This is a genomic window from Streptosporangium sp. NPDC051023, assembly GCF_040689595.1.
Classification (GTDB): Bacteria; Actinomycetota; Actinomycetes; order Streptosporangiales; family Streptosporangiaceae; genus Streptosporangium.
In genome coordinates this window covers 158,836-184,918 of sequence record NZ_JBFBCE010000002.1, presented here as the reverse complement: position 1 = coordinate 184,918, position 26,083 = coordinate 158,836, and the positions used below count along the sequence as shown (strand labels likewise).

Below are 26,083 nucleotides of genomic sequence, written 5' to 3'. Positions count from 1 at the left end.
CGGGTAACATGGAGGTACAAGATGAGCACAGAGCTTCTCAAGCGCAAGTTGGATCATGCCTTCGAGCATCTGGACGCGAACGGCAACGGGAGGGTCGAGCGCGAGGACCTGCTCGGCCTGGGCGCCCTGATCATGGTCGGCTTCGGCGAGTCGCCGACCTCGGCCGCGGGCAGCAAGCTCGTCCACGGCTTCGAGTCGATCTGGCGGGCCCTGTCCGCCGATCTCGGCGGCGACGGCGAGGGCGCGATCTCACCGGAGGAGTTCCGGACCGGTATGTCCTCGGTCCTGTCCGAGGACGAGCGGTTCGACACGGTGTTCAGGCCGGCCGCAGAGGCGGTCGCGGAGCTGTGCGACACCGACGGCGACGGGCTCGTCGAACCGGCCGAGTTCCGGCTCCTGCTGAGCGCGTTCGGCACACCGCACGACGACGTGGACACCGCCTTCGACCGGCTGGACCGCGACCGCGACCGAGGCGTCTCCGTCAGCGAGCTGGTCGAAGCGACCAGGGCGTACTACACGAGCGCCGATCCGGGCTCGACCGGCGACCGGCTGCGCGGTTCGCTGTAGTGCCCGTCATCGACACAACAACCAGGACGACCGGCGAGGCGGAGACCCGGCTGTCGCGGGAGCGGACTCCCTCGGTGGCCGCGGCCCTGCTGCTGCCCCTCGTCGACCGGATCCCGGTCATGGCCGCGCCGTGCCGTATGCACGCCTCGATCGACCGGATCACGGTCTCGCTCGCCGAGTGGACCCGCGAGGTCGGGCTGGAGACGCCCGCGCCCGCGCGCTTCGACCGGATGGCGGGCCGGGCCTTCGCCGGGTTCGGCACGGACTCGACCCTTCTGTTCGCGAAATGGCTGACCTGGCTGTTCCACTTCGACGACGAGTGGGACGAGAAGCCCGCGGGACGCGCGGCCGGGATCGTGGAGGCCGCCTTCGCCCGCCTCGCGCGGCACACCGCCGAGACGGCCGTTCCCTGCGGCGGCGCCGTTCAGGAGACGCAGGACGCCAGAGCGGGCGGCCGGACGGGAGCGGGAACGGCTCGCACCGCCACGGTCAGGCCGAAGCCTCCGGCATCGGTCCAGGCAAGGGGGTCCTCGCCGCTGCAGGCGAGGAACCGGCCGCTGCAGCCGAAGGGACTCCCGGGGCTCCAGGCGAGAGCCGCCGCGCCAAGACCCGAGGGCGTGCTCCCGGTCGAGGTGGCCTTCCGTGACCTGTGGGGGGTGACCGCCCCGCGGATGAGCCCTCGCTGGCGGGAACGCTTCACCCGCGGGCTCGCCGCCCAGGGGGTGGCCTGCCGTACCGAGGCGGAGAACCGGTGCGCGGGACGGGTGCCCTCGGTCGCCGAGTATCCCGCGCTGCGGCGGGGAACGGCGGGCCCCTACCTGTTCGACCTGGTCGAGCCATGCCTCGGGGTCGAGGTCCCGGCCGAGCTGCGCGAGAGCCCCGCCTGGCGGACGCTGGTCGACGCCTGCAACGACGTCACCGCGTGGTGCAACGACGTCGCGTCCCACCACAAGGAGCGCGCGAACGGCGACGTGCACAACTACGTGACGGTCGCCGCCCACGCGTTCGGCCTGTCCGACACCGAGGCCGTGGGGTGGGTGAACGACCGGATCGCCGAGCGTGCCGAGGACCTGCGCGCGGCGGCGAGACGGATGCCGGGGCTGTTCGACGAGTTCGGGCTCTCGCCCGTCCAGGCCAGGAACGCCAGCAAGGTGGCGTGCGCGTTCCTCGCTGCGCCCAGAGCCCAGCTGGAATGGCTCCTGGAGTCCAGCAGATACGACTTGACATCCTCCGCCTGCCTGAAGGCAGGGGATTCCAACAGCACCTACCCCGCAAGGGGGAAGACGTGTTGAGGTTCACGGTTCGCGGGCTCACCCAACGGCGGGCCTCCCCGTGCGGACACGGCATGCCCTGCCGCGTGTCGAACGTTGCGCGCCGCGTTCACGTCCGCGTTGGCGGCGTATCCGCAGGACCGGCACCGGAAGGCGGCTTGGCTCTCGCGCGCCTCCCGGTCCACGATCCCGCACGCCGAGCACCGCTGACTCGTGTACGCAGGGTTGATCCTCACCACCCGGCCCGGAGCCTTGTGCTCCAGCCGCTCAACCAGCCGCCCCCACCCGTTGGCGAGAATGCCGCGATTCAGCCTGGCTTTCTGCCGCACGTTGCGGCCAGGCACTTCGGGGGTGCCTTTCGCGGACCGCGTCATGGCGCGGATCTTCAGGTCTTCAACCGCGATCACGTCGAACCGGCGAGCCAGGCCGGTGGATGTCTTCTCCACCCAGTCCTTGCGCCGGTCGCTCTCGCGGGCCTTCAGTCTCGCGATCGCGGCCTTGACCTTGCCCCGGCGGTTGGAGCCTCGTTCGGCGCGGGCGAGGTTGCGCTGCAACCGCACCAGCCGCTTCGCCTCGGCCTCACGCAGGCCGGGAGCGCGCAGCAGTTCACCGGTGGACAGGGCCGCCGACACCGCGACGCCGCAGTCCACGCCGACGACCTCGCCCGTGCCGGGTGCAGGCACGGGTACGGGGATCGCGGCGAACGCGACATGCCAGCGCCCTGCCCGATCCCGGGTGATGCGGTAGGACTTCGCCCCGTCCGGGATCGGGCGGGACCGGCGGAACCGCACCCAGCCCACCTTCGGCACCCTCACCTCGCCCACGTGGCGCGACAGGCGTCGCACGTCGCCGGGCTTGACCGCGACAATCCGGAACCCTTCGCCTCGCCCGCGTTTGCGCCACGTCGGACGGCGGTGGGTCTTGGCGAAGAAGTTCGCCATGGCCTGCGCGAAGTCCTTGAGCGCCTGCTGCTGCACGACGATCGACCCGGCGCGCAGCCACTCGGACTCCGCCCTGGCCTCGGTGAGCTGGCGGCACTGCTCAGCGAACCCGGGTGCGCTCTTGCGACCCGGTTTCCAATGCGCGTGCTGCTCGACGGCGAGGTTCCACACGAACCTCGCATGCCCGCAATACTCGGCCAGCGCCGCCGCCTGGGCAGAGGTCGGGGAGAGCCGGTAACGGGACACACCGATCAACCTACCGAGCCGCACCGACAAAACCAGCAGGCCACAGCGCCCGCCCGATCCGCGCTTCCTCCCCGCCCCGAAGGACGGGGCATCCGCGCTGGAGGTGTCTGGTGACGTAGCCCCGCCTCCGCCCGCGTGCCACACGGCCTCCGTCAGGACGAGCAGGCCAGGGAGTCGCCGGTCGGGGTGCGGCGGTAGACGACCTCGCGGCCGAGACGGCGGCGGGTCACCAGCCCCCCGTCGGCCAAGACCTTCAGGTGCTGGCTGACCGCGCCGGGGGTGAGGGCCATCCGCCGGGCGAGGGCCGAGGTGGTCGCGGGGTCGGCCAGGGCGATCAGGATCTGCGCCCTGGTCCGGCCGATCAGAGCGGCCAGCGCTCCCGGAGCGGGCGGCGGTCCCGAGGTCCACAGCGTGCCCGCGCCCGTCACCGGATAGATGAGCATCGGCCGGTACGGCACGACCATCACGGTCACGTCCGGCCAGGAGAAGGAGGTCGGCACGAGGACCAGGCCGTCGCCGCCGAGGGGCGCCGAGTGGCTCCAGCGCCTGGCGACGACGAGCCGGTCACCGAGCCAGCGCACGTTCGGGTGCAGGTCGGCGAACAGCTCGCGGGCCCCGCCCGCGGCGAGCTGCCGGGAGCGCCGCAGCACGTCCGCCTCCAGCAGGCCGTAGACCCGGGGCCAGAACTCGGCGAAGGCCGTCTCCCAGTAGCGCTCAAGGGCTTCGGCGAACCGCGCGACGCCCGCCTCCGGGTCGGCCAGGAAACGCTCGACGGCGCGCGGGTCTGTCCCGGAGACGCGGGCGGCCTCCCTGGCCGCGCGTTCCAGGGGCGTGCGCCGTACCCGGTCGAGCTCGGCGGCGAAGTCGGGCATCGGCGTCTGGGGCGTCGGCGTCGCGAAGTCGACGATGTAGCCGTGCAGCGGGACGAGCGCGAACAGCTCGGACAGGTCGATCCCGGCCAGGCGGGGCCGTACGGCGCGCAGCCACGGCAGGTGGAAGGAGTGCCTGGCCGGGTCGCGGAGCACGCTCAGGCTCGCGACCAGCTCCCAGATCGGCGAGAACGCGAACCGGATCCTGGCCACGTCGTCCGGAGCGAAGATCCACTCAATGCGGCCCGAGCTTTTAGGCACGACTAAAAGACTGGGTGATAACTGAGGAGATGTCCAACTCTGGGGACATGACGAGCACCACCCTTGACTCCCCCGGTTTCCTGCGATCGAAGATAGGCGGCCTGCCCAGGGCGTTCTGGGCGTTATGGACGGGGACGCTGGTCAACCGGGTGGGCATGATGGTGCAGCCCTTCATCGGCGTTTTCCTGACCCAGGAGCGCGGCATGTCGTACACCGCCGCGGGGACGGTGATGGCGGTCTTCGGTGTCGGCTCACTGCTGTCGCAGATCCTCGCCGGTTGGCTGGCCGACCGGTTCGGCAGGCGGATCACCCTGGTCGGCGGCATGGTCTCGACCGCCGTCACCATGGTCGCGCTGGGGTACGGGACCTCGCTGCCCGCCATCGTCGTCACCATGTTCGTGCTGGGCGTCGCCGTCGACGTCTACCGCCCCGCCGCGGCGGCCCTGGTCGCGGACCTGGTCCCGCCCGCGAACCGGCCGCGCGCCTACGGCCTGATCTTCTGGGCGATGAACCTCGGCTTCGCGGTGGCGATGGTCGCGGGCGGCTGGCTCGCGAGGGCCGGGTACGGCTGGATGTTCGCGATCAACGCCGCCGCCGCGCTGGCGTTCGGCCTGCTGGTGTGGCGGGCGGTGCCGGAGACGCTCCCGGGGCGGGAAAGGGGGACGGCGGCCGGGGGGTCGCCCGCACGAGACGGAGAAGCGGTGCCGGGACGCGCGCCCGTGCGGCGCGGCGGTTTCGCCGTCGTGCTCGGGGACCGGCTGATGGTCGCCTTCTGCCTGGTCACCCTGCTGTCCACGCTGACCTACCTGCAGGCGTTCACCACCCTGCCGCTGGCCATGACCGCCGACGGTTTCTCCACGACCGACTACGGCATGGTCGCCGCGGTCAACGGCGTCCTGATCGTGCTGTTGCAGCCGCTGACCGGCGACTGGCTCGGCAGGCGGGACCACAGCGCCGTGCTCGCCACCGGCATGGCGGTCATCGGCGCCGGTTTCGCGCTGACGGGCCTCGTCTCCGACCTGGCGGACTACACCGCGACCGTGGTCCTCTGGACGCTCGGCGAGATCGTCACCGCGGGCGTCACGGGCGCCATCGTGGCCGCGCTCGCCCCGCCCCGCCTGCGCGGACGTTACTCGGGCCTGTACGGCTTCGCCTGGTCGGGCGGGGCCTTGCTCGCCCCGCTGCTCGGCACCCGGCTGCTCGAGACGAGCCCCGGGGTGCTCTGGCCGGTCGTCGGGGCGGTCGACCTGGTGGCCGCCGCGGGCGTGCTCGCCCTCGGGCCCGCGCTGCGGCGCCGTACGGCACCGGCACCGGACGCGGACCCGAGGGCCGCCGACGCCGGAGAGGCCATGGTTAACACCTGATGAACGTTCACCTTTGAGCGCTCGTTGATTCGTTTGCGGTTCGCGCCGGTTAAGGTCCCTTCAAGTGCGAAATGGAAGGGCCGGGGCGATGCGCGGGCTGGGCCGGGTTTTCCTGACGGTGACGCCTGTGCGGGCGCGAATCGCGGCGGTGCTGATCGCCGCGGTCTCTGTCGCCATGGAGTGCATCAACATCTGGGTCACGGCGCAGCTGCCGCAACCCTCGTACACGCCGCTGCCGTTCGCGCCGGAGGACGTGGCGGGCAGCGCGTTCCCGATCTTCGGGGCGCTGCTGGTGTTCCAGCGGCCCCGGCTGGTCATCGGCTGGCTGTTGTGCCTGGGCGGCCTGTGCTCGGCGCTGAACAGCCTGTCGGTGAACGTCGCTCTGCTGGACCTGCGCGACTCGCGGTTCGCGCTGCCCGAGCAGATCTGGACGGTCGTCGGCGTGAGCTGGAAACTCACGCTCCTACAGCTCGGCGTGCTGCTGCCGCTGCTGTACCCGGACGGGCGCCTGCTGTCGGCCCGCTGGCGCTCACTGATCTGGTTCACCGTCGCCGTGCTGACGGTCGACGTGCTCCGCGCCGAGTTCCTGCCCATGCAGATGCCCTACCGGTTCTCGTTCGGCTGGCGCGCCCAGCTCCTGCTGGAACAGCTCGGCAACGTGGCGATGGTCCTGGCCTTCGTCTCGCTGGCCGTACGGTTCCGGCGGGCGAGCCCGGAGGAGCGCAGGCAGATCCTGTGGCCGCTGCTGGCGATAGCCGCCGTCATCGTTCCCTGGGTGGTCGGCGACCCGGTGTGGTGGCTGGCCTCGTTCACCATCCTGCTCATCCCCGCCGCGATCACCTTCTCCGTGCTGCGCCACCGCCTCTACGGCATCGACACACTGATCACCCGGACGCTGGTCGGCGCGGGCCTGGTCGGTGTGATCGGCGGCGTCTACGTGGCGGCGGGCGCGGCCTCCAGCCTGTTCCTCTCCGGCGTCGACCGGCTCGGCGGCCTGGTCGCCGCGCTCTGCGCGGGGGCGTTCTTCCATCCGCTGCGCCGGATGCTCCAGCGTGGCGCGGACAACCTGCTGTACGGCAGCAAGGGCGACCCGGTCGCGCTGGCGGAGGGGCTGCGGCGGCGACTGCAGCGCACCGACCCCGCCGGTGGCCTGGTCGCCACGCTCGAGGTGCTCCGCGAGGGCCTGTCGGTGACCGGGGTCGCCGTGCGTTTCCTGGACGGCGGCCCCGACGAGGTGACCGTGGGCGAGCTGCGTGAGGTGGTCCGCGACGTCAGGCTGGTCTGGCACGGCGGGCCCGTCGGCAACCTCCTCATCGGCCCGCCCGGGATCAGGCGGCTGCCCGCGGCGCACAACGGGCGGGTCATCGCCGCGCTCACGCCGTACGTGGCGGACGCCGCCCACGCGGTCAGGCTGGTCGGCGCGCTGCGGCGGTCCCGTGAGCGGATCGTCGCCACCCGCGAGGAGGAGCGCCGCCGCCTGCGCCGGGACCTGCACGACGGGCTCGGCCAGTCGCTCAGCGGGATGGCCATGTCCATCAACATGGCCAGGCACTCGCTGCGCGCCTCCCCGGAGACCGCGGAACGCATGCTCAGCGACCTGCGCTCCGGCATGGACGCGGTGACCAGCGACATCAGGCACCTGGTCTACGGCCTGCGCCCGCCCGCCCTGGACGACCTCGGGCTCGCCGGGGCCATAGGGGAGATGGCGGGTCCCGGCGTCGAGGTCGAGGTGAACGGCGAGCTGGCCGGGCTGCCCGCCGCCGCGGAGGTCGCCGCGTACCGGATCGTCCAGGAGGCGCTCACCAACGTCCGCAAGCACGCCGGGGCCGAGGTGGTGCGGGTCCGCCTCGAACGGGTCGTGGTGGACCGGACCGGGCACGAGCACCTGAACGTCAGGGTGAGCGACGACGGCGCGGGCCTGTCGGCCAACAGACGCTCGGGGGTCGGGCTCTCCTCGATGCGGGAGCGGGCCGCCGAACTCGGCGGAACCTGCGTGATCACTTCGCCGCCCGAGGGCGGGACGGTGGTCGAAGCCGTGCTCCCGTTGAACTTGAATGTAGAGACCTGACCACCGATGATTTCTTACAGCACGCGAACGATGGTGGGTATTGCCGTATGACGTTAGGCCAGCTAGCTCTACGCTTACCCCTGCAATGCTGACATTTCGTGCTCTCGGACCGTTCCAGGCGCGCCACGACGACGCGGTGCTCGACCTCGGCGGTCAACGCCAGATGGCCGTACTGGCCCGCCTCCTCGTCGCGGGCGGTCGCGCCGTTCCCGTAAGCGTGCTCATCGACGAGCTCTGGCCGGGCGAGCCCCCGGCCCAGGCCCTGTCCACCATCCAGGGATACGTGTCGCGGCTGCGGCGCGCCCTGGAGCCGGACCGCGCCCCGAGGGAGGAGGCGGAGGTGCTTGTCTCTGCCCCGCCGGGATACGCCCTGCGCGCCGAAACCCGGCAGGTCGACGCCTGGAGGTTCGAGAGCGCCGTCAAGACGGAGGGCGACCCCTCGACGGTGTGGGAGAGCCTCGGGCAGGCCCTCGCGCTGTGGCGGGGCCCCGCGCTGGCCGAGTTCTCCGACCTGCCGTGGGCGGTGACCGAGGCGGGGCGCCTTGAGGAGCTGCGGCTGATCGCGGTCGAGCGTCACTCGAACGCGGGACTCGCGCTCGGGCAGTCCGGCGCGCTGGTCGCCGACCTGGAGGCGCACGTCTCGGCGCATCCGCTGCGGGAGGAGGCCTGGCGGCTGCTGGCACTGGCGCTCTACCGCAGCGGCAGGCAGGGCGACGCGCTGGGAGCGCTCCGACGGGCCAGGATGATGCTCCGTGAGGAGCTCGGCCTCGACCTCGGCGCCACCCTGCAGCGCCTGGAGTCGGACATGCTCTCGCACGCCGCCCACCTGGACCCGCCCAGGGAGACGCCGCCCCCTCGGGAGGCCGTCTCCGTGCGGGCGGCGGAACCCGCCGGGCTGCGCGTCGTGGTGGTCGACGATCAGGCGCTGGTCCGCACGGGCCTGCGCGTCGTGCTCGACAGCGAGCCCGGCTTCCACCTGGTCGGCGAGGCGGAGGACGGCGAGCAGGCGATCGCGGTCGTCCGCGACACCTCCCCCGACCTGGTGCTGATGGACATCCAGATGCCCCGCCTGGACGGGCTGACCGCCGCACGGCGGATCCTGTCCGACGAGGCTCCCCCGAAGGTCATCATGATGACCACGTTCGGCACGGACGACAACCTCTACGCGGCGCTGCGGGCCGGGGTGAGCGGTTTCGTGCTCAAGACCTCCGCGCCGGAGCAGCTCATCACCGCGATGCGTGCCGCGCAGGCCGGTGACGCACTGATCGACCCCGCGGTCACGACCCGTCTGATCGCGGCCTTCGCCGGACGGGCCAACCCCTCGGCTCCCCCCGGCCTCGCCGGTCTCGGAGACACCGAGCTCGACCTGATGAAACTGATCGCCAGGGGGCTCACCAACCGGCAGATCTCGGCGACCCTGTCGGTCTCAGAGCGGTCGGTCGCACAGTCGGTGACCAAGCTCCTGGACCACCTCGGGCTGTTCGACCGGGCCCAGCTCGTCGTCGCGGCGTACGAGTCGGGACTGGTCAACCCGGGTGACGTGGGCAGGTAACGATGTCCAGGCGGGCACGGCCCGGTAAGGGCACGGGCGCCCCCGGCCCAGACGGGGACACCCCGGGACCGGGCACAGGCGGCTCCGGACCGGCCGAGGTCTCTCCCCGGCCGGGCGAGGGCGCCTCAGGATCGGGCGAGGACGCCTCCTGGCCGGAAGGGGACGCCGAGGCCGGGCCGGGCGGGGGCGTCAGACCGGGCGGGAACATGGACGTGTTGATCCCGCCCCGCCCGGCCCCGACCATCGTGCGCGACCTGCTGGCCTCCCCGTTGCGCCTGACGGTCATCGCGCTGTCGTTCGTCGCGTTCGGGCTGACGGTGGCCGGAATCCTGATCGACGAGAGCCTCCCGCCCGAGTGGGCCCCCGGACCGCGGTTCGCCCCCGACCACTCCGTCGGGCTCGCCTTCACCCTGGTGGGAGCGTTCCTGCTGGCCCACAGGACGCGCCCGGCCACGGCCTGGCTGATGTGCTTCGGCGGCATGGGCGGTGCGATCAACGTCTTCTGCTCCGCCATGATGGCCCGCTCGGGCGCCGACGGCGCACTGGTCGTCGCGGGGTACTACCGCCCCGTCGCCGGAATCGGCTGGGTCGTCGGCGGCATGCTGCTGGCCACCCTGCTGCCGCTCTACTCCCCCGACGGACGGCTGCCCTCGAAGCACTGGCGCCCGGTGGTGATCGCGGCGTACGTGCTGATAGCGGTGGAGATGGTCCGCACGATCGTGCGCCCCACGCCGACCCCGCAGAACTACCCGCTGCCCCGGGTCATCCCCAACCCGCTGGCGATCGAGGCGCTCGCCCCGTACAACGCGCCACTGCAGCAGGCGATCGTGTCGATGACGATGGTCTTCGCCATCCTGTCCATGCTGTCGCTGGCACTGCGCCTGCGCAGGGCCGACCCGATGACACGGCGCCAGATCGCCTGGCCGCTGACCGCGTTCGCGATCTACATCGCCTGCATGCTCGCCGGAGAGGAGTGGGTGTTCGCGGCCACCGTCTCGACCGGCCTGATCCCGGTCGCCATCGCCTTCTCCGTGCTGCGCTACCGCCTGTACGGCATCGACACCGTGATCAGCCGCGCCTTCGTGGCCGCCGGGCTGATCGTCGCGGTCAGCGTGGTCTACTTCGGGGCGGGCGCGATCGCCGGGTTCGCCCTGTCCGGCTACGACCGGGTCGGCGGCCTGGCCGCGGCGCTCTTCGCCGGGGTGTTCTTCCATCCGCTCCGGCACATGCTGAGGCGCTGGGTCGACCGCCTCATGTACGGCACGCACGGTGACCCGGCGGCCCTGGCGACCCGGCTGAGCAGGGAGGTCGGCCAGGCCGAGCCCGCGAACGCCCTCGCCGCCGTCGCCTCCGCGGTCAGGGACGGCCTGAGCGTCACCGGCGTCGCGGTCGAGGTACGGGACTCCGGCGCGAGGCGGGTCGAGATCGGCCTGCTCGGCCCGGCCCCCCGGGTGGTGCCGTTGATCTGGCACGGCGAGCAGGTCGGGCGGCTGTTCCTCGGCGCCCCCGGTCCCCGCAGGTTCGCCGCCGCCCACAACGACCGCCTGATCGCCGTGGTCACGCCGTACGTTGCGGACGTGGTGCACGCGGTGATGATGACCGCCGACCTGCAGCGTTCCCGGGAGCGCATCCTCACCGCCCGTGAGGAGGAGCGCCGCCGCCTGCGCCGGGACCTGCACGACGGGCTCGGCCACGCGCTGACCGACATGGCGATGTCGATCAACATGGCCAGGATCAGCCTGCGCACCGCCCCCGCCTCGGCCGACCGGCTCCTGGCCGACCTGCGCAGCGGTATGGACGCGGTCGGCCAGGAGATCAGGGAGCTGGTCTACGGCCTGCGCCCGCCGACCCTGGACGAGCTCGGCCTGGCCGGGGCCGTACGGGCGCTGGCCGTCGAGGGCGAGCCCGAGGTCGCCGTGGAGACCGAGGGCGACCTGTCCGATCTGCCGGCCGCCGCAGAGGTCGCCGCCTACCGGATCGCGCAGGAGGGGCTCACCAACATCCGCAAGCACGCGGGCGCCCGCTCCGCGGTGGTCTCGCTGCGCCGCGGCGACTCGCTGGTCGTGCGTGTCCAGGACGACGGGCACGGACTGCCCGCGGGGCCGCGCTCCGGCATCGGCCTGATCTCGATGCGCGAGCGCGCCGCCGAGCTGGGCGGGACATGTGTGATCGGCTCCGCGCCCGGCGGCGGTACGGTCGTCGAGGCCATCCTGCCGATTTCCGCCGCCTGAGTGTGAACCTTCCGCCCCTTCCAGGGCTCTAACTATGCGTCGCTGAACTTATCTGAGGAGCTCGTCGTGAAGCACCTGGCCTTGGCCGTCGGCACCGCGCTCGCCGTGTCCACCGCCGCCCTCGCCTCCCCCGCCCTGGCCTCCTCGCGGGCCGCGACCACTCCGGGCGCCGTCTTCTTCGGGTACAAGAGCGGAGGAGTCGAGGTGGTCACCCAGCAGGGCGGCCTGAGCAGGCTGAGCGTCGGCGGCGGGACCTTCGTCGGGCAGTTCTCCGCCGCACCCGACGGCACGAAGGTCGCCTGGGTCGACAGCCAGAGCCGCCTGCACGTCAAGAGCGCGAGCGGGGACAAGGTGATCGCCAAGAACGCCGCGTACGGCGGGCCCTGCCTGACCCCCGCCTGGAGCGCGGACGGCAGGCGGGTCGCCTACGTGGTGAAGGGCACGGCCACCGCCGCGACCGTCGCCCTGGTCGGGTCCGCAGGCGGAACCCCGGTCACCGCGGGCAAGACCGTCGGCGTCTGTCACCTGGCCTGGTCGGCCGACGGCAGGTCACTCGCCGGGTACGCCGGGGACACCAAGGGCGTCTACCTCCTGAACACCGCCTCGCACGTCTCAACGAAGGTCCCCGGAATCAAGCTCGCCAACCACGTGGACGGCCTGTCCCCCAACGGCGACCGGGTCGTGGTGAACGCGCTCGGCCCGAACGCCGAGGGCGGCGACGGCTCCTGGCCGACGGCGTACACCCCGTCGCTCTACAACACCAAGACCGGCAAGAAGATCACCATCCCGGTCAGGGGAACGCTGATCGGCGCCCGCTTCCTGACCGACGGCACCCTCGTGGTCCGGGTCAAGGGCAAGAGCTTCAACACGTGGGTCGTCCTCGACCCCGACACCTACAAGGTGAGCCAGCGGGTGTCCGAGATCGGGCAGGCCAAAAACCTCGGCCTGCTCAACGTGTTCGGCTGAGCGCGGCCAGGCAAGGACGACGTCCCGGGCGTGCGGGGATCCGGGCCCGGCGGCGGCGGTTCGGGGAGCGGAAATAAGGTAGGGCACGTGGCTCAACTGCGCATCGCCCTGGCCCAGACCAATCCCGCTGTCGGCGATCTGGCGGCCAACGCCGACAGGCTCGTCGAGTGGACCCGGCGCGCCACCGACCGTGGCGCGCACCTGGTGGTCTTCACCGAGATGTTCCTGACCGGATACCCGGTCGAGGACCTGGTGCTGCGGACCTCGTTCGTCGAGGCGTCGATCGCCGCCATCGAGGCCCTCGCCGTACGGCTGGCCGACGAGGGACTTGGCGGGACGCCGGTGGTCGTCGGCTACGTCGACCGGGCGAACCTCGCGCCACGCGTCGGCCAGCCGAAGGGCGCACCGCTGGACGCGGCGGCCCTGCTCCACCGGGGCCGGGTGGTCCTCAGGACCGCCAAACACCACCTGCCCAACTACGGCGTGTTCGACGAATACCGCTACTTCGTGCGCGGCGACCGGCTGCCGATCTTCCGGCTCCGCGGGGTCGACGTGGCGATCGCCGTCTGTGAGGACCTGTGGCAGGAGGGCGGCCCGGTCAGCGTGGTCGCCGAGGCGGGTGCCGGGCTGCTGGTGGTGCCGAACGCCTCGCCGTACGAGCGGGAGAAGGATGACGTACGGCTCGCACTCGTCTCACGGCGGGCCAGGGAGGCGGGCTGCGCCCTCGCCTACGCCAACCAGGTCGGCGGCCAGGACGAGTTGGTCTTCGACGGCGACTCGCTGATCGTCTCCGCCTCCGGCCAGTTGGTCGCGCGGGCCGCGCAGTTCGCCGAGGAACTCCTGATCACGGATCTGGAACTGCCGGAGGCCCGGTTCGGCGGCCTCGGGACCTTCGAGGTCGAGGCCGGAGACGGGACGGTGATCACGGTAGAGCGGGAGGAGCTTTCGGCCTTCCCCGTCGAACCGTACTCCCCCGAGCCTCCCTCGATCGCCGCGCACCTTGAGGACACCGCCGAGGTCTACTCGGCACTGGTTCTCGCGGTCCGCGACTACGTGCGCAAGAACGGCTTCCAGTCGGTCATCCTGGGACTTTCCGGCGGGATCGACTCGGCGCTGACCGCGACGATCGCCTCGGACGCGATCGGCCCCGAGCGGGTGCACGCGGCGCTGATGCCCTCCCGCTACTCCTCAGAGCACTCCTTGAGCGACGCCAGGGAACTGGTCGACCGGCAGGGAATCAACGCCCGGGTCGTCCCGATCTCCGGCATCGTCGACGGCTTCGAGAAGGAGATCGAGCTGACCGGGCTGGCCGCGGAGAACCTCCAGGCCCGCGTACGCGGCATGATCCTGATGGGCCTGTCCAACCAGCACGGCCACCTGGTCCTCACGACCGGCAACAAGAGCGAGCTGGCGGTCGGCTACTCCACCCTCTACGGCGACTCCGCCGGAGGCTTCGCCCCCATCAAGGACGTGCTCAAAACCCTGGTCTGGGAACTGTCCCGCTGGCGCAACGCCCAGGCGGGCAGGTCCGGCGAGTTCCTGTACGGCTTCGCGAGACCGCCGATCCCGGAGAACTCCATCGAGAAGGAGCCGAGCGCGGAGCTGCGTCCCGACCAGCGCGACACCGACTCCCTGCCGGAGTACAACGTGCTCGACCGCCTCCTGGACGACTACGTGGAAAAGGACATGGGCTCCACCGAACTGATCGCCGCGGGCCACGACCCGGCCCTGGTCGCCCGGATCATCCGCCTGGTCGACCTCGCCGAGTACAAGCGCCGCCAGTATCCCCCAGGCCCCAAGATCACCCCCAAGAACTTCGGCCGCGACCGCCGCCTCCCCATCACCAACCGCTGGCGCGAGACGACACCCTGAGCTTCCCCGCCGGGGTTCGAATATCAGGCCTCCGCCCGGTGATTGATCAGTAGAGTCGACAGGGTGCGTCATGCCGTGGGATGTGCCCTGTTGATACTGCTGCTGGCAACCGCCTGCACCACCGGCGGCCCAACCCTTGACGAGGCGTCCGAAGTCCTTGCCAAGGACACCGAGGCGCTCAAAAACTTCCCTCTGCGGGACATGAAACTCGTCGAGGAAAATCAGCGTGGCACGGGTGATGGCCCCACGTGCCCCGAGGGAACCCGGCGACAGACTCACAACATCATCGAGAGTTTTCCGGCGGGAGGACAGACCACCCCCGCCGCGTGGATCGGGGCTGTCAAACCATCGATTCATCACACGCTCATAAGCCTGGGATATGAGAAGAACAGTGGTGCAAGCCAGGAAAGCCCGGACCGGGTGATCCTGGTTCTCGGCAAGAAGAATCCCGGGATCACCTTCACCATCCTTTTGCAGACATCCCAGCCGAACATACAGGTCACGGGAAAGACCGAATGTCTCGCAGAAGAATGATGATCAGAAGGGCTTCCCCGCTTCCCCAGCCTGCGACCGAAGCCGTCGAGCGGCGTTTCTGAGGTTCTGTGCCGCCTGTCTGCACTGCTCGGCGAGCCGGTTCGTCTCGATACGCCGCCGCTCAGCATCCTGGTCGAAACGCTGGGCCGCAAGACCCGTCCAGACGGAGCCCCCGCCCGCGAATCCCGTTTTGACGCGACCGAGGAGCGTCGCGAGGTTCTCCGCGTATCCCTCAAACCTGGAGGCGAGAAGCTCCTTCTCCTCGGCCTGGCGTAGCAGGTCTCCGCCGTTCATGTCATTAACCGTTTCTCTTCTTCAGGGCGTCGAGAATCACCGGCAGAAGAAACCCACCGAACGTCGTCTTTAAGTAGGCGATGTCGGAGTCGCCCAAAGGTGCGTGGCCATGCTGCGCCCATGAGGCCTCGAACATCTCCATCTGCCTGTCGAGGAGCGACCTCGCAAGCTCAGAGGCCTCCTCAGGGGGCGCTCCATCCCATATCGCCTCGATCTGATCCTTCAACGCGTTCTTCCCCATGAGGTCCATGGTCTTCCCCACAGCCGCCGCCACCGTTTCGGACGTTTCCAGAACGGTTTCCTCAAGAAACTTGGCCGTTCCCACGCCTACCAGAACGTCGAGCGGAAATGTGAAGAGCTCATTGAGGAACTTTCGCTGTTCCTCTGCGTCGAGGTCGGCCTCGCTCAGCCCCCCGATCAGCAGGGAAGCCATACCGGCAGCGCTTCCCGCCTTGTCGAGGAACACGGCTCGCTGCCTCTCCCGCTCGCCCTCGCTTACGGAACTGCCGAAAGGATGTTCCTTGCCAAGGTCGACGCCTTTTACGAAGACTTCGTACTCCTTTCTCAGAACTGGAAGCGCTGCGGGGTCCCGGAGCAACCCTCCGAAAAAGCTTACGACCTCGTCGGTTTCCAGCCTTCCCCACCCTGCTGTCGACGTGTAGCTCAGAAACTCTTTCTTCTTGCTCCAGATGGCCGCGAGTTCGGGAAAGTACTGGGAGACATGCCGGGCGAGGACCTGCCCGATCAGTGACGGCACAGGGGTGGTCACCCACCTCCCTGCCGGCGTTCGGCCAACTTGCTTGCTGGGGTACGGCTTGAACTCGCGCTTGTCCGGCTCAGAAAGCAGGGAAGGCCATGACGACTTGTCACTGAAGACCTTGATGACGTTGATCCAGGCGTTTCGGCGATGAGCGGCGTCTCCCACCCCCGACGCCAAGGCCTTGTCCAACGCTGTGGCCAGCAGCTCTTTGAACGCCGGACGCCCCTCGTCTCCGACGACCTCGGAACGCAGCAGCAGTGCCGCGTTGTCGCCGGCGGCGAGTAGCTCCTGGGTGGCTTCCCCGTCCTGGCTCAACGCCTTGACCAGCCAGTAGGTGTTCCAGTCCTCTTCGTCATCCCGATGTCGGGCGTACTGGGCCAGTTTCGTCCCGGCCTGCACCAGGAAGCCATGCGACTGGCGAGCCAAACCGAGGAGTGCCGCCATGCCACCTATGGACAGTTCGCCCAGCACGTGCTTCCTGAGCCCGGCAGGGAGGGTACCCGCCGCATCCGCGGAGGCGAACGCCCCGACCAGCGGCCCCAGATCCTTTCGTGCCTTTTCCATGCCAGCCGGATCGTAGCCGTACCGGTCGCTCCCCTCGTGCTTGCCGACGGCGGTGAGGATCGCACCGAAGGTGGTGGTTCCCAGTGAGGACAGCATCGCTGTGGAGTAGGCGGGGTCGGTGGTCTTGTCCTGGCCGTCTCGCAGTGTGGCCTGCGCCCTCTCCCAGGCGGCGACGCCGGGATCCGCTTCGTAGTCCTGCCAGGCTGCCCGGATGCGCGCTCCCGCGAGCGTGCCGGCCAACTGCGCGGATGACGCGTCGCGAAAAGCGAACCGGGCCGTCTTCACCCCGCCCGCGGGCACAGCCGCCCCCTCGACGCGCTCGATGACCTGCGTTCGCCAGGTCAGGTCCCGCTGCACCTCCTCCAGGAACCTGCCGACCCGGTCGAGCACCTCCGCTCCGGGCCCCGAAGGCCAGTCCGGGCCCGCTTCGGCTATGGAGGCGGCCAAGAAGGGGCGCAGCGTCCGGACACGCTGTACGGCGTCCCCCATGGAGCCGATGAGACGCCGGGCACCGGCCGGATCAATGCCAACGAACTCTGTCATTTCGCCCGACCCTCTCGGGATGAGATATCAGCGTGGCAGAGCTTTCACAGCCTATCAATATTCTTCACAACCGAAGCTGTTAAAAGAAAGAGGTGGCAGCCGCAACCCGAATATGCCTTGGGTGGAATCACCCACCGGGGGACGCATGTTTTTCCGCCGCATCTTCGGGATGCGCTTCCCATTACGGCCACACGCCATTACTTTGCGTAGTGATTCCATTACCGATCCTCCGGCCGCCCGACCGAGCGGGTCCGGCCCAGGACAGGAGTTCGTGATGCCTCCCTCACGCAAGCCAGAAGGCGACCCCAGCCCGCTCACCTTCTTCGCCACCGAGCTTCGCCGCAGACGCGAGCAGTTCGGGTGGTCGCAGGGTCAGCTCGGCCGCCAGATCACCTACTCGATCGGCCTGATCAGCATGGTCGAGACGGCGCAGCGCACGCCGTCGCTCGACTTCGTCGAGCGGTGCGACCAGGCGCTCAAGGCCGAGGGCGCGCTCAGCCGGATCTGGCCGCTGCTGGCCTACAGTGTCTTCCCGCCGCGCTTTCGCCCGTGGGTCGACGTCGAGCGGAACGCGGAGACCCTGCGAAGCTGGCATCCGCTGCTGGTCCCCGGCCTCCTGCAGACTTCCGGCTACGCCCGCGCGGTTCTGGAAGCTGACCCCGGAGTAACCGACGAGCGTGTCGAGGAGTTGCTCACCGCCCGCCTGGAGCGGCAGAAGCTACTGACAGGCGAGACCCTGCTCTGGAGCGTGATCGACGAGGGGGTCCTGCACCGCGACGTCGGCGCCCCCGGCGTCATGCGCGAGCAGCTCGCCGCCCTGCTGGCCACCTCAGAACGGCGACAGGTCTCGGTGCAGGTCGTCCCGGCGAGGGCGGGCGTGGTCACGGGCATGGAAGGAGCATTCGTCATTGCGGGCGTCGAGGGCAGCCTGGATAGTGTGTTCGTGGAGTCCGCCACCGTAGGGCACGTCACGGACGATCCCCGTGACGTGGCGATGATCTGCAAGCGATACGAAGCGATCCGCTCGGCGGCCCTGCCCGCGCGGGCCAGTGCCGACCTCATAGCGAAGGTGATGACGCAATGGCAGCAGACCTGACCGGCGTGACCTGGCGCAAGTCCTCCCTGAGCGGCTCCAGCGGCGGCGAGTGCGTCGAGGTGGCCCTCCTGGACGCCCCGGGCAACGGGCAGGGTTTCGGTCCGCTGCACGCGGTCCGCGACTCGAAGAACCCCGGCGGCCCGAAGCTCTTCTTCACCGGCTCCGAGTGGGGCGCCTTCATCCGCGGCGTCAAGCTCGGCGAGTTCGACAGCTGATTCCCCAGGTCACGGCCATCGGGAAACCTTGAAGCATCCTCACCCGCCCGTGCAAGACCTCCTCGGGGTGGGTATCACCGCAGGGAGGCGCACCGGTGGCCGGGGAGGGGGCTGAACTGCCGGCCGGCGGTGATGCGACAGGCGATGAGCCGACCACGTCACCCTCCACGCGGTCATTCGGGCGTGGCGCGGCATGGTGCCACCCGTACGGCACCCGCCGCCGGCCGCAGCCCGCCGAAATCCAGGAAAGAGGGGGGAAATCAGATGAAGGCAGCGGTAGGCGACAAGCTTGTCGTCGAAGGCACTCGGCACGGCGAGACCCGGCGGATCGGCGTGATCGTGGAGTTGGTCCATGAGGACGGCTCCCCGCCCTACACGGTGCACTGGGAGCATGACGAGCACGAGACCATGGTGTTTCCTGGCCCGGACGCGCACGTGATCGCCGGAAACCAGAGGGAGACCCCGCTCACCACCTCGTGACCTTCAAGAGCGGGCGGTCCGCCGCCGTCCCTGCAGCGGGACGGCGGCGGACGTGCGAGAGAGCCCCGGCGAGACGACGGCGGGCATACGGGAAAGCTCCTCCAGGGCGGCCTGGACTACGAGAACGCTCCACTGGAACGGCCACGGCACGCGGGAAAGCTCCAACGGGACAGCCGCGAGCACGCGGGAAGGCCGCTCCCCGCTCGCCTCTTCCCGTCTCTTCCCATCAACCCGATCGACCCTTTCCGTCGATCTCCCGCCGAAGGTCGGTTCCTTCACCGGCGAGCCCTCTCACCCCTCGGATCGGATGCCCCGGACTTCCCCCTTCGGCGGCGACATCGTCTGACGGCATGCCCCAACCTGGCACGACACCGAACGGACCACCTCCTGTCACACACCCGGCGGAGACATCCGGGATGCAACTCTTTACGGGATAAGCTATTCTCCTCACAGTTAACTCTTTACGGCATACAGAGTTAGCCACCGCCCGATGATCGAAGCTGGAGATGATTTCAATGACCAAGGCGACCCTGCACGACGGAAGCGCCATCGAGCTGGAGGTCCACGGCGAGGGCCCCGTCCTGCTGCTCCCCGTCAACCCACGGCCGATCGAAGGACCGCAGGCCGACTCGATGCGCCAGTGGGGCGCGGACCCGGCGCTCGGCCGCTCCCTCATCGAAGGCCTTCGCGACGCCTTCCAGGTGGTCGCGTTCGACTACGAGGGCCATGTCCTGGCCTCGCCCAAGCCGGAGACCCTCACCCCCGACAACATCGCCCGCGACCTGCTCGCCGTTGCCGACAGCGTGGGAGCCGACCGGTTCGCCTACTACGGGTACTCCTGGCTCGCGCTGAGCGGGCTTCAGCTGGCGATCAGGACCGACCGCCTCTCCGCGCTCGTCATGGGCGGCTTCCCTCCGCTCGGCGGGCCGTACGCGGCGATGCTGCGCGTGACCATGGCGACCTACGAGATGTCCGTCTCCCCGCAAGAGCCCGCCAAGGAGCCCGCCAAGGAATCTGCCGAGGAATCTGCCGAGAAGTCCCAGGCGTCCGCGCAGAGCGACGCCGAGACCTCCTGGACCTCGGACGAAATCGACTGGTCGTCGGTCGAGATGAAGATGACGGAGCCCCAGACCAAGCAGTTCGTCACGCTGTACGAGGCGTTGCGGGAGTTCGACGACCAGGCCGTCCAGGCGCGGATCGACTGCCCCCGCCTCTGCTTCGCCGGTTCGGCGGACGACATCGAGTACGGCGAGCGCTGGGGCGACGTGCGCGTGAACATCGCGAGCACGATCATCAGCCGGCGGGCGGAGATCGAGGCCTTCGGGTGGGACGTGAAGGTCCTGGACGGCCTCGACCACATGAGCGCCATGCAGGCGGCCAACGTCCTGCCGACGATGCGTCCGTGGCTCCTCTCGAAGGTGGGTGCCCAGCTCTCGGAGTGAACATCCACCTCGCGGGACACATCACCTCACAGATGAGGTGATGTGTCCCGGACACCGTCCCATCCCACTGTGGACGCCACCTCACCCCTGAGACCGTCCCACCTTGAACACCGCCTCACCGTAGACGCCGCCTCACCGAGAAGATCTCTCGAAAGAGGCCGTACAACGGACGACCGGCCCGTCGGGGCTGGGCCGGTCGGGGTGTCAGTGGGACACCGGGGGCGGTGAGGGGCCGGGGTCAGCGGGGGGTCAGGCCGCCGAGGAGGTGGTCGACGACCTGCTCCACGACCCCTTCCTGGATCACCTGGTGGTCGGGGTCGAGACCCCGCACGTACCAGACCACGGTGCCGATCAGCGCGGCGAGCGCGACGGGGACGTCGAGATCGGCCCTGAGCTCGCCGGTCGCGATGCCGCGCTGGAGCAGCGCGGTCAGCGCTGCCCTGCGCGGCTCGATCGCCGCCTGGCGGATCCGCTTCACCAGGCGCGGGTGCCGCTCGAACTCGTTCATCGCGATGTTCATCACGCACCGCGACCGCGCGTCGCACGCCTCGTGCAGGAAGACCTCGACGCAGGCGATCAGGTCCTCGCGGAGCGATCTGCCCGCCAGCCGGGGCAGCGGCGCCTTGAGGGTGGCGAGCGCGTCGACGACCAGGTCCTCCTTGTTCGACCATCGGCGGTAGATGGTCGTCTTGCCGACCCCTGCGCGGGCTGCGATCGCCTCGATCGACAACTCACCGAGGCTGGTGCTCTCACCGATCAGGTCGAGAGTGGCATCGATGATCGCCTTCTCTGCTCTGGCGCTGCGGGGGCGGCCCGCCGGGCGGGCCGTCTGCGTCTCATCCGTGGTGGTCATCGTGTCTCTACACTATCTACACAGCCGCCGTTTCCTTGTCGGGATTGTGCTGTTCCACGACGGGGGCGGGGCTGTTTTTTCCCGGCAGCCACTTGAGCACCACCAGGGCTCCGAGGAGCGCGAACGCCGCCGAGACCAGCGACGTGACGTGCATGCCGTCGAGGAAGGCGTGCTTGGCGGGTTCGATCAGCGCGGCACCGCGCTCACCGAGGGCCTTGGCCACGCCGAGTGTGCCGGTCAGGGACTCGCCCGCGAGGTGCTGAAGCTGCTCGGGCAGGCCGGTCAGGCTGGGGGCGATCTCGTCGCGGTAGGTCGCCGACAGCAGCGAGCCGAGCAGGGCGACGCCGAGCGCTCCGGCGACCTGGCGGACGGTGTTGCTCATGGCCGAGCCGACGCCCGCCTTCTCCCTGGGCAGCGACTCCATGATCGTGGTGGTCGCGGGCGGCATGATGTTGGCCATCGCCGCTCCCTGGACGAAGAAGACGATCTCGATCACCAGGATGGGGGTGTTCTGGTCCATCAGCGCGTACGAGGCCAGGGCCGCGGCCACGACGACCATGCTCACGGTGGCGCTCACCTTGCTGCCGAACCGCCTGACCGTCTGCTGGCTGAGCGGAGCGAAGATGATCTGGGCGGCGGCGAACGGGATCATCAGCGCGCCCGATTCCATCGGGGTGAAGCCGAGCACGATCTGCAGGTAGAAGATCAGGAAGAACATCGCGCCCATCATCGCGAAGAACACGATGCCGATCATGCCGACCGCGGTGGAGAAGCGGGCGTTGGAGAAGTAGCGGACGTCGAAGGCCGGGTGGTCGATGCGGCGCTCGTACCAGATGAAGGCCGCCAGCACGACCAGGCCCAGGATCGACGGGACCAGCACCTCCGCGCTGGCGACCGTGGCCAGCTCGCCGCCCCTGATGATGCCGTAGGTGATCGCGACGAGGCCGACGATGGACAGGAGCACACCGACCGGGTCGAGCTTGGACGGCCTTGGGTCACGTGACTCGGGCACGATGAACGCGATGAGCACCATGCTGACCAGCACGATCGGCAGGTTGATCAGGAAGACCGAGCCCCACCAGAAGTGCTCGATGAGCAGGCCGCCGGTGATCGGGCCGATCGCCACGGCGATGCCGACGCCACCGGCCCAGATGCCGATCGCCTTGCCGCGCTCCTCCGGAGGGAAGACGTTCGAGATGATCGCGAGGGTGGCGGGCATGATCGCGGCGCCGCCGACGCCCATGAACGCCCTGGCGACGATCAGCTGCGTCGGGTCCTGGGCGTAGGCGCTGGCCAGCGAGGCCAGGCCGAAGAGCGCCATTCCGATGAACAGCATGCGCTTGCGCCCAGTACGGTCACCGATCACTCCGAAGGTGAACAACAGACCCGCGAAGACGAGGGTGTAGGAGTTGATCGCCCACTCGAGCTGGCTCTGCGTGGCCCCCAGGCCCTCCTGCGGATCGGCGATCGTCTTCAGCGCCACGTTGAGGATGGTGTTGTCGAGCACGACCGCCAGGAGGCTGAAGACCAGCACTCCCAGGATCTGCCACCGTTTAGGGTGACCGGTCTGTTGTTCCATGGAGGCCCCGTTTCGATACGTAAAAGTTTCGAAACAGTACCGTATCGGTTTATCTTACGATACGCAACCGTTGCGTTTCGTATTTGCCGGATATTTCCGGATCCTTCACATGGAAACCGGCACAGAGACGTCGACTGACGTGCTGGTTCGCCGCCAGAAGGGCAGGGCGAGCAGCACCATCACCACCCCCACCAGGCCCGCGACGGCGAAGGACCAGCCGGGACCGTAGGAGTCGATGAGCACTCCCGCTATCGGCGCCGAGGAGGCGCCGCCGATCAGCAACGCCGTGCCGTGCAGGCCCATCGCCTCGCCGCGCGCCCCCGCGGGAACCCAGCGGCTCAAGGTATCAACCGTGGCCGACAATCCCGGGGCGCACAGCACCCCCGCGGGAATGAGGGCCAGCATCAGCCACCGCCAGTCGCCGCCGACCAGCCCGACCGGGATGGTGAGCACGCCCATCGCGCCGATCAGCACCAGCGGCGAGAAGCCTCGCGGCAGCGCGCCGTACACGAAGCCGCCGATCAGCGAGTAGGCGCACCAGATGCCGATCGCCACGCCCGTCCACTCGGTGTCGCCCGCCTGCTTCATGCTCGCGACCAGCGACAGCTCGGTCGTGGTGAGCACGAACGTCGCGGCGCACACGGTGCCGAGCAGGCCGACGAGCGCGGGGGTCAGCCACTGGCGCCTGGGCACCCGCTCCTGCGGCTGCTCGAGCTCCTCGGCCGAGCGGATGGGCGGGTTCAGCACGAACAGCGCCGCCCCCGCGCCGACGAGACCGACTCCGACCACGCCCATCGTCCACGCGCTGCCGAGCACGGTGACTCCGACGACGCCGAGGGCCGGGCCGACCATGTAGGACAGCTCGACGAGCATCGAGTCGAGGGAGAAGCCCAGCCTGCGCTGCTCGATCGGGACCATCGCCGTGATGCACTGCTTGGTCACGCTGAACAGCGGCAGGCTGAACAGCCCGGCCAGCGCCGTGGCGGCGAGCAGCGCGGGGAACGGCAGCGCCCAGGCCGTCGCCCAGAACGCGAGCTGCGCGAGGGAGGTCACCAGGACCACGGGCCGCAGACCGTGCCTGTCGACCAGCCGTCCCGCCAGCGGCGATCCGACGGCCATCCCCACCGCGCTCGCCATTCCGGCCAGGCCCGCCTGGGCGAAACCGAGCCCGAGCCCGTCGACAACGTGCAGTGTCAGCGTGATCCCGGTCGCGGTCGCCGGTATCCGGGCGACCATCGCCACCAGCAACAACGCCCGTACACCGGGGATGGACAGCAGACGACGGTAAGGCTCTATTGCCATTTGATTACTTACCTCCGCATGCATTGTGTCGTACGGCTCCGACATGCTCGCCACCGGATTACGGTCGGGATCGGGGGTGTTTAACGAGGCGTACGCGTGCAATCATCGGAACAGTCCGGGGACGTCACAGGGACGCCTCGAGACTTCTGCTGGAGGCTTTCCATGACCTCTTCCGTGACCACTTCCGTCACCAGCCCGCCGACCGCGCTCTACGGCGGCCAGGCCGGACGACGGATCACCGTCCGCGACATCGCCGCAGCCAAGGAGCGGGGCGAGAGGTGGCCGATGGTCACCGCGTACGACGCGATGACCGCGCGGGTCTTCGACGAGGCCGGCATCCCCGTGCTACTCGTCGGCGACTCGGCCGCCATGGTCGTCTACGGCCACGACTCGACGCTGCCGGTCTCCGTCGACGACCTGATGCCGCTGACCGCGGCCGTTGTGCGCGGTTCCGCACGCGCGATGGTGGTCGCCGACCTGCCGTTCGGCTCCTACCAGTCCTCGCCCCAGCAGGCGCTGGAGACGGCGGCCCGCTTCCTGAAGGAGGCCGGAGCCCACGCGGTCAAGCTGGAGGGCGGCCGCCGGGTCCTCCCCCAGGTCGAGGCGCTGGTCTCGGCGGGCATCCCGGTGATGGCTCACCTGGGCCTGACCCCGCAGTCGGTCAACGCCTTCGGCGGCTACCGGGTGCAGGGGCGCGGCCAGTCGGGCGACGAGCTGATGGCCGACGCCAAGGACCTGGAGTACGCCGGGGCCTTCTCCGTGGTCCTGGAGTGCGTCCCCGCCGACCTCGCCGAGCGGGTCACCGCCTCACTGTCCATCCCCACCATCGGCATCGGCGCGGGCCCCGCGACCGACGCCCAGGTCCTCGTCTGGCAGGACCTGATGGGCCTGACTCCCCGCCCGGCCAAGTTCGTCAAGAAGTACTTCGACCTGGCGGGAGAGATGGACCGGGCGGTGCGCGCCTTCGCCGACGACGTGACCAGCGGCGCCTTCCCCACCGCCGAGCACAGCTACCACTGACCTCTGACGGCGGCTCCCCTGACGGGAGATCGCCCGCCTTCACCGGACCCGGCGCCGTTCGCCATGCCGGTGCCGTCCGGGAGAATCCCGAGCGGCACCGGTACGGCACAGCCCCCTGAGAAGCTCGAGGGTCAGAAGGTGACCGTCCAGCCCTCCTTCGCCGCCTGCCCAGCGGTGTAGGACACTCCGTGGACCTTGAGCCCGGCGGCGTCGAGCAGCGTGATCACACCGCCGCCGTTGCCGAGGGCGAACGGGGCTCCCACCGCGAGCTGGAGGACCGCGCCGGGGGCCAGGGGACCCGCGGGCAGCGGGAAGACGTTCTTGGCCCGGTCGGCGAGCCGCCATCCGGTGAGGTCGACCGGGGCGGAGGAGGCGTTGAGCAGGGTGACGACCTCGCGTTCCGGCGCGGGCCCGACGGGGTTGACGAGCGCGGCGACCACGCGCACCGGCTCCTCCCCGGTGCCCGGCCGCGTGGGGGCGCCCTCGATGGTGTGCCCGGTGATGTCATCGGTGTGCCAGGCCTGGGACTGGAAGGCCAGGAAGATCGCGATCCAGCGCTGCTCCGTGGGGAAGTGCAGGAGCAGGCCGCCGTCCTGCCACACGCCGTCGTCGCCCCGGAAGCGGCCGGAGTTGCCCTGGTTCATGTGGATGTCATGGACACCGTTGCCGGGCCGGAACCCGAAGATCTTGTCGGGGACACCGGACTCCGGCCCCCAGCGCTCGCCGAAGGCGTAGACGATCGCGGTGGGATCGGCGATCGCCCGCTGAACGTAGTGATCGAGCCTGTCGGCCAGGTCGTTGTCGACTCCCGGCAGGTCGGGCGGAAGCGGGCGCACGGCCGCCGGGTCGAACAGGTTGCCCCGGATGTAGTCGAGGGCCGCGCCGCCGGGGCTGGAGGAAAGGGCCGTCCAGCCGACGGCCGTCTGCGGCAGGGCCTGGGTGAGGGGGTGTCTGAAGTTCTCATCCGCGAGCTGGAGCAGGTCGGAGGGGGCCTGCTGGGATTTGACGTTGACCGCGATCCGGTACGAGGTGCCCGCCGTGTCCACCAGATGGATCTGGTAGTGCGGGCTGTCCGTACCCCCCTCGCGCCGCCGGTCGACGGCTCTTCCCGCGAGGACCCCGTAGCTTTTCAGTGGCATCGATCCACCTTCCGAAAGACCAACTTTTCGGATCACAGCTTTCCGACTACACAC

Annotated in this window: 22 protein-coding genes; 14 read left to right on the top strand and 8 right to left on the bottom strand. The window is 69.8% G+C overall.

Translation table 11 applies throughout. The features are described from left to right. The first annotated feature begins 21 nt into the window (after positions 1 to 21). Together AB0395_RS02330 and AB0395_RS02325 are read left to right on the top strand one after the other, a co-directional pair. Positions 22 to 567 (top strand): hypothetical protein, encoded by a 546-nt coding sequence (locus tag AB0395_RS02330; protein WP_366276158.1) that lies wholly within the window; start codon positions 22 to 24, stop codon positions 565 to 567. After that, positions 567 to 1,859 carry a terpene synthase family protein gene (locus tag AB0395_RS02325; RefSeq protein WP_366276156.1) on the top strand — a complete coding sequence of 431 codons (1,293 nt, stop codon included), beginning with the start codon at positions 567 to 569 and terminating at the stop codon, positions 1,857 to 1,859. The genes AB0395_RS02330 and AB0395_RS02325 overlap by 1 nt, the downstream gene beginning before the upstream one ends. On the opposite strand, the gene AB0395_RS02320 is transcribed toward AB0395_RS02325, so the two are convergent. Further along, positions 1,832 to 3,025, bottom strand: coding sequence for a transposase (locus AB0395_RS02320; protein ID WP_366276155.1), 1,194 nt, complete (start codon positions 3,023 to 3,025; stop codon positions 1,832 to 1,834). The genes AB0395_RS02325 and AB0395_RS02320 overlap by 28 nt on opposite strands. Positions 3,026 to 3,177: 152 nt before the next feature. Further along, entirely contained in the window at positions 3,178 to 4,155 is a 978-nt protein-coding gene (locus tag AB0395_RS02315) for a DUF5937 family protein (RefSeq protein ID WP_366276154.1), read from the bottom strand. Between the two features lie 47 nt (positions 4,156 to 4,202). Here AB0395_RS02315 and AB0395_RS02310 point away from each other — a divergent pair, with 47 nt between their 5' ends. From AB0395_RS02310 to AB0395_RS02280, 7 genes are all read left to right on the top strand, one after another. After that, positions 4,203 to 5,519, top strand: coding sequence for an MFS transporter (locus AB0395_RS02310; RefSeq protein WP_366276153.1), 1,317 nt, complete (start codon positions 4,203 to 4,205; stop codon positions 5,517 to 5,519). A gap of 64 nt (positions 5,520 to 5,583) precedes the next feature. Then, on the top strand, positions 5,584 to 7,587 hold the full coding sequence (locus AB0395_RS02305; protein ID WP_366276151.1) for a histidine kinase: 2,004 nt from the start codon (positions 5,584 to 5,586) through the stop codon (positions 7,585 to 7,587). Positions 7,588 to 7,672: 85 nt separating this feature from the next. Further along, positions 7,673 to 9,139 (top strand): BTAD domain-containing putative transcriptional regulator, encoded by a 1,467-nt coding sequence (locus AB0395_RS02300; RefSeq protein ID WP_366276150.1) that lies wholly within the window; start codon positions 7,673 to 7,675, stop codon positions 9,137 to 9,139. A gap of 2 nt (positions 9,140 to 9,141) precedes the next feature. After that, on the top strand, positions 9,142 to 11,370 hold the full coding sequence (locus tag AB0395_RS02295) for a sensor histidine kinase (protein ID WP_366276149.1): 2,229 nt from the start codon (positions 9,142 to 9,144) through the stop codon (positions 11,368 to 11,370). A gap of 66 nt (positions 11,371 to 11,436) precedes the next feature. Continuing rightward, positions 11,437 to 12,336, top strand: coding sequence for a hypothetical protein (locus AB0395_RS02290; protein ID WP_366276148.1), 900 nt, complete (start codon positions 11,437 to 11,439; stop codon positions 12,334 to 12,336). 87 nt (positions 12,337 to 12,423) lie between these two features. Continuing rightward, a complete protein-coding gene (locus AB0395_RS02285; protein WP_366276146.1) occupies positions 12,424 to 14,208 on the top strand; it encodes an NAD+ synthase in 1,785 nt (594 codons plus the stop codon). A gap of 63 nt (positions 14,209 to 14,271) precedes the next feature. After that, the gene (locus AB0395_RS02280; RefSeq protein ID WP_366276145.1) at positions 14,272 to 14,742 is read left to right on the top strand and encodes a hypothetical protein; all 471 of its coding nucleotides are present in this window, start codon (positions 14,272 to 14,274) and stop codon (positions 14,740 to 14,742) included. A gap of 3 nt (positions 14,743 to 14,745) precedes the next feature. Here AB0395_RS02280 and AB0395_RS02275 read toward each other — a convergent pair whose 3' ends face one another. After that, positions 14,746 to 15,036: a WXG100 family type VII secretion target gene (locus AB0395_RS02275; RefSeq protein ID WP_366276143.1), complete on the bottom strand. Its 291-nt coding sequence runs from the start codon at positions 15,034 to 15,036 to the stop codon at positions 14,746 to 14,748. A gap of 4 nt (positions 15,037 to 15,040) precedes the next feature. Then, complete coding sequence (locus AB0395_RS02270) at positions 15,041 to 16,903, bottom strand: hypothetical protein (RefSeq protein ID WP_366276141.1); 1,863 nt, start codon at positions 16,901 to 16,903, stop codon at positions 15,041 to 15,043. Positions 16,904 to 17,177: 274 nt separating this feature from the next. On the opposite strand from AB0395_RS02270, the gene AB0395_RS02265 reads away from it, so the two are divergent. The 4 genes from AB0395_RS02265 (at position 17,178) to AB0395_RS02250 (ending at position 20,136) form a co-directional block, all read left to right on the top strand. Continuing rightward, positions 17,178 to 17,999 carry a helix-turn-helix transcriptional regulator gene (locus tag AB0395_RS02265; RefSeq protein WP_366276139.1) on the top strand — a complete coding sequence of 274 codons (822 nt, stop codon included), beginning with the start codon at positions 17,178 to 17,180 and terminating at the stop codon, positions 17,997 to 17,999. After that, positions 17,984 to 18,214 (top strand): DUF397 domain-containing protein, encoded by a 231-nt coding sequence (locus AB0395_RS02260; protein WP_366276138.1) that lies wholly within the window; start codon positions 17,984 to 17,986, stop codon positions 18,212 to 18,214. Before AB0395_RS02265 ends, AB0395_RS02260 begins: the two co-directional genes overlap by 16 nt. 264 nt (positions 18,215 to 18,478) lie before the next feature. Beyond that, positions 18,479 to 18,694: a DUF1918 domain-containing protein gene (locus AB0395_RS02255; RefSeq protein WP_366276136.1), complete on the top strand. Its 216-nt coding sequence runs from the start codon at positions 18,479 to 18,481 to the stop codon at positions 18,692 to 18,694. Positions 18,695 to 19,209: 515 nt separating this feature from the next. Continuing rightward, complete coding sequence (locus tag AB0395_RS02250; RefSeq protein ID WP_366276135.1) at positions 19,210 to 20,136, top strand: alpha/beta hydrolase; 927 nt, start codon at positions 19,210 to 19,212, stop codon at positions 20,134 to 20,136. 238 nt (positions 20,137 to 20,374) lie between these two features. Here the strand turns inward: AB0395_RS02250 and AB0395_RS02245 are convergent, their stop codons facing one another. From AB0395_RS02245 to AB0395_RS02235, 3 genes are all read right to left on the bottom strand, one after another. Next, positions 20,375 to 20,989 (bottom strand): TetR/AcrR family transcriptional regulator, encoded by a 615-nt coding sequence (locus AB0395_RS02245; protein WP_366276134.1) that lies wholly within the window; start codon positions 20,987 to 20,989, stop codon positions 20,375 to 20,377. A gap of 16 nt (positions 20,990 to 21,005) precedes the next feature. After that, a complete protein-coding gene (locus AB0395_RS02240; RefSeq protein ID WP_366276133.1) occupies positions 21,006 to 22,568 on the bottom strand; it encodes an MFS transporter in 1,563 nt (520 codons plus the stop codon). Between the two features lie 105 nt (positions 22,569 to 22,673). Continuing rightward, positions 22,674 to 23,870 carry an MFS transporter gene (locus AB0395_RS02235; RefSeq protein WP_366276131.1) on the bottom strand — a complete coding sequence of 399 codons (1,197 nt, stop codon included), beginning with the start codon at positions 23,868 to 23,870 and terminating at the stop codon, positions 22,674 to 22,676. A gap of 162 nt (positions 23,871 to 24,032) precedes the next feature. Between AB0395_RS02235 and panB the strand changes: the two genes are divergently transcribed. Next, on the top strand, positions 24,033 to 24,890 hold the full coding sequence (gene panB, locus AB0395_RS02230) for a 3-methyl-2-oxobutanoate hydroxymethyltransferase (RefSeq protein WP_366276129.1): 858 nt from the start codon (positions 24,033 to 24,035) through the stop codon (positions 24,888 to 24,890). A 131-nt stretch (positions 24,891 to 25,021) separates the two neighbouring features. Here the strand turns inward: panB and AB0395_RS02225 are convergent, their stop codons facing one another. Continuing rightward, positions 25,022 to 26,029, bottom strand: a complete 1,008-nt coding sequence (locus AB0395_RS02225) for a DUF2278 family protein (protein ID WP_366276127.1) — start codon at positions 26,027 to 26,029, stop codon at positions 25,022 to 25,024. Positions 26,030 to 26,083: the final 54 nt, after the last annotated feature.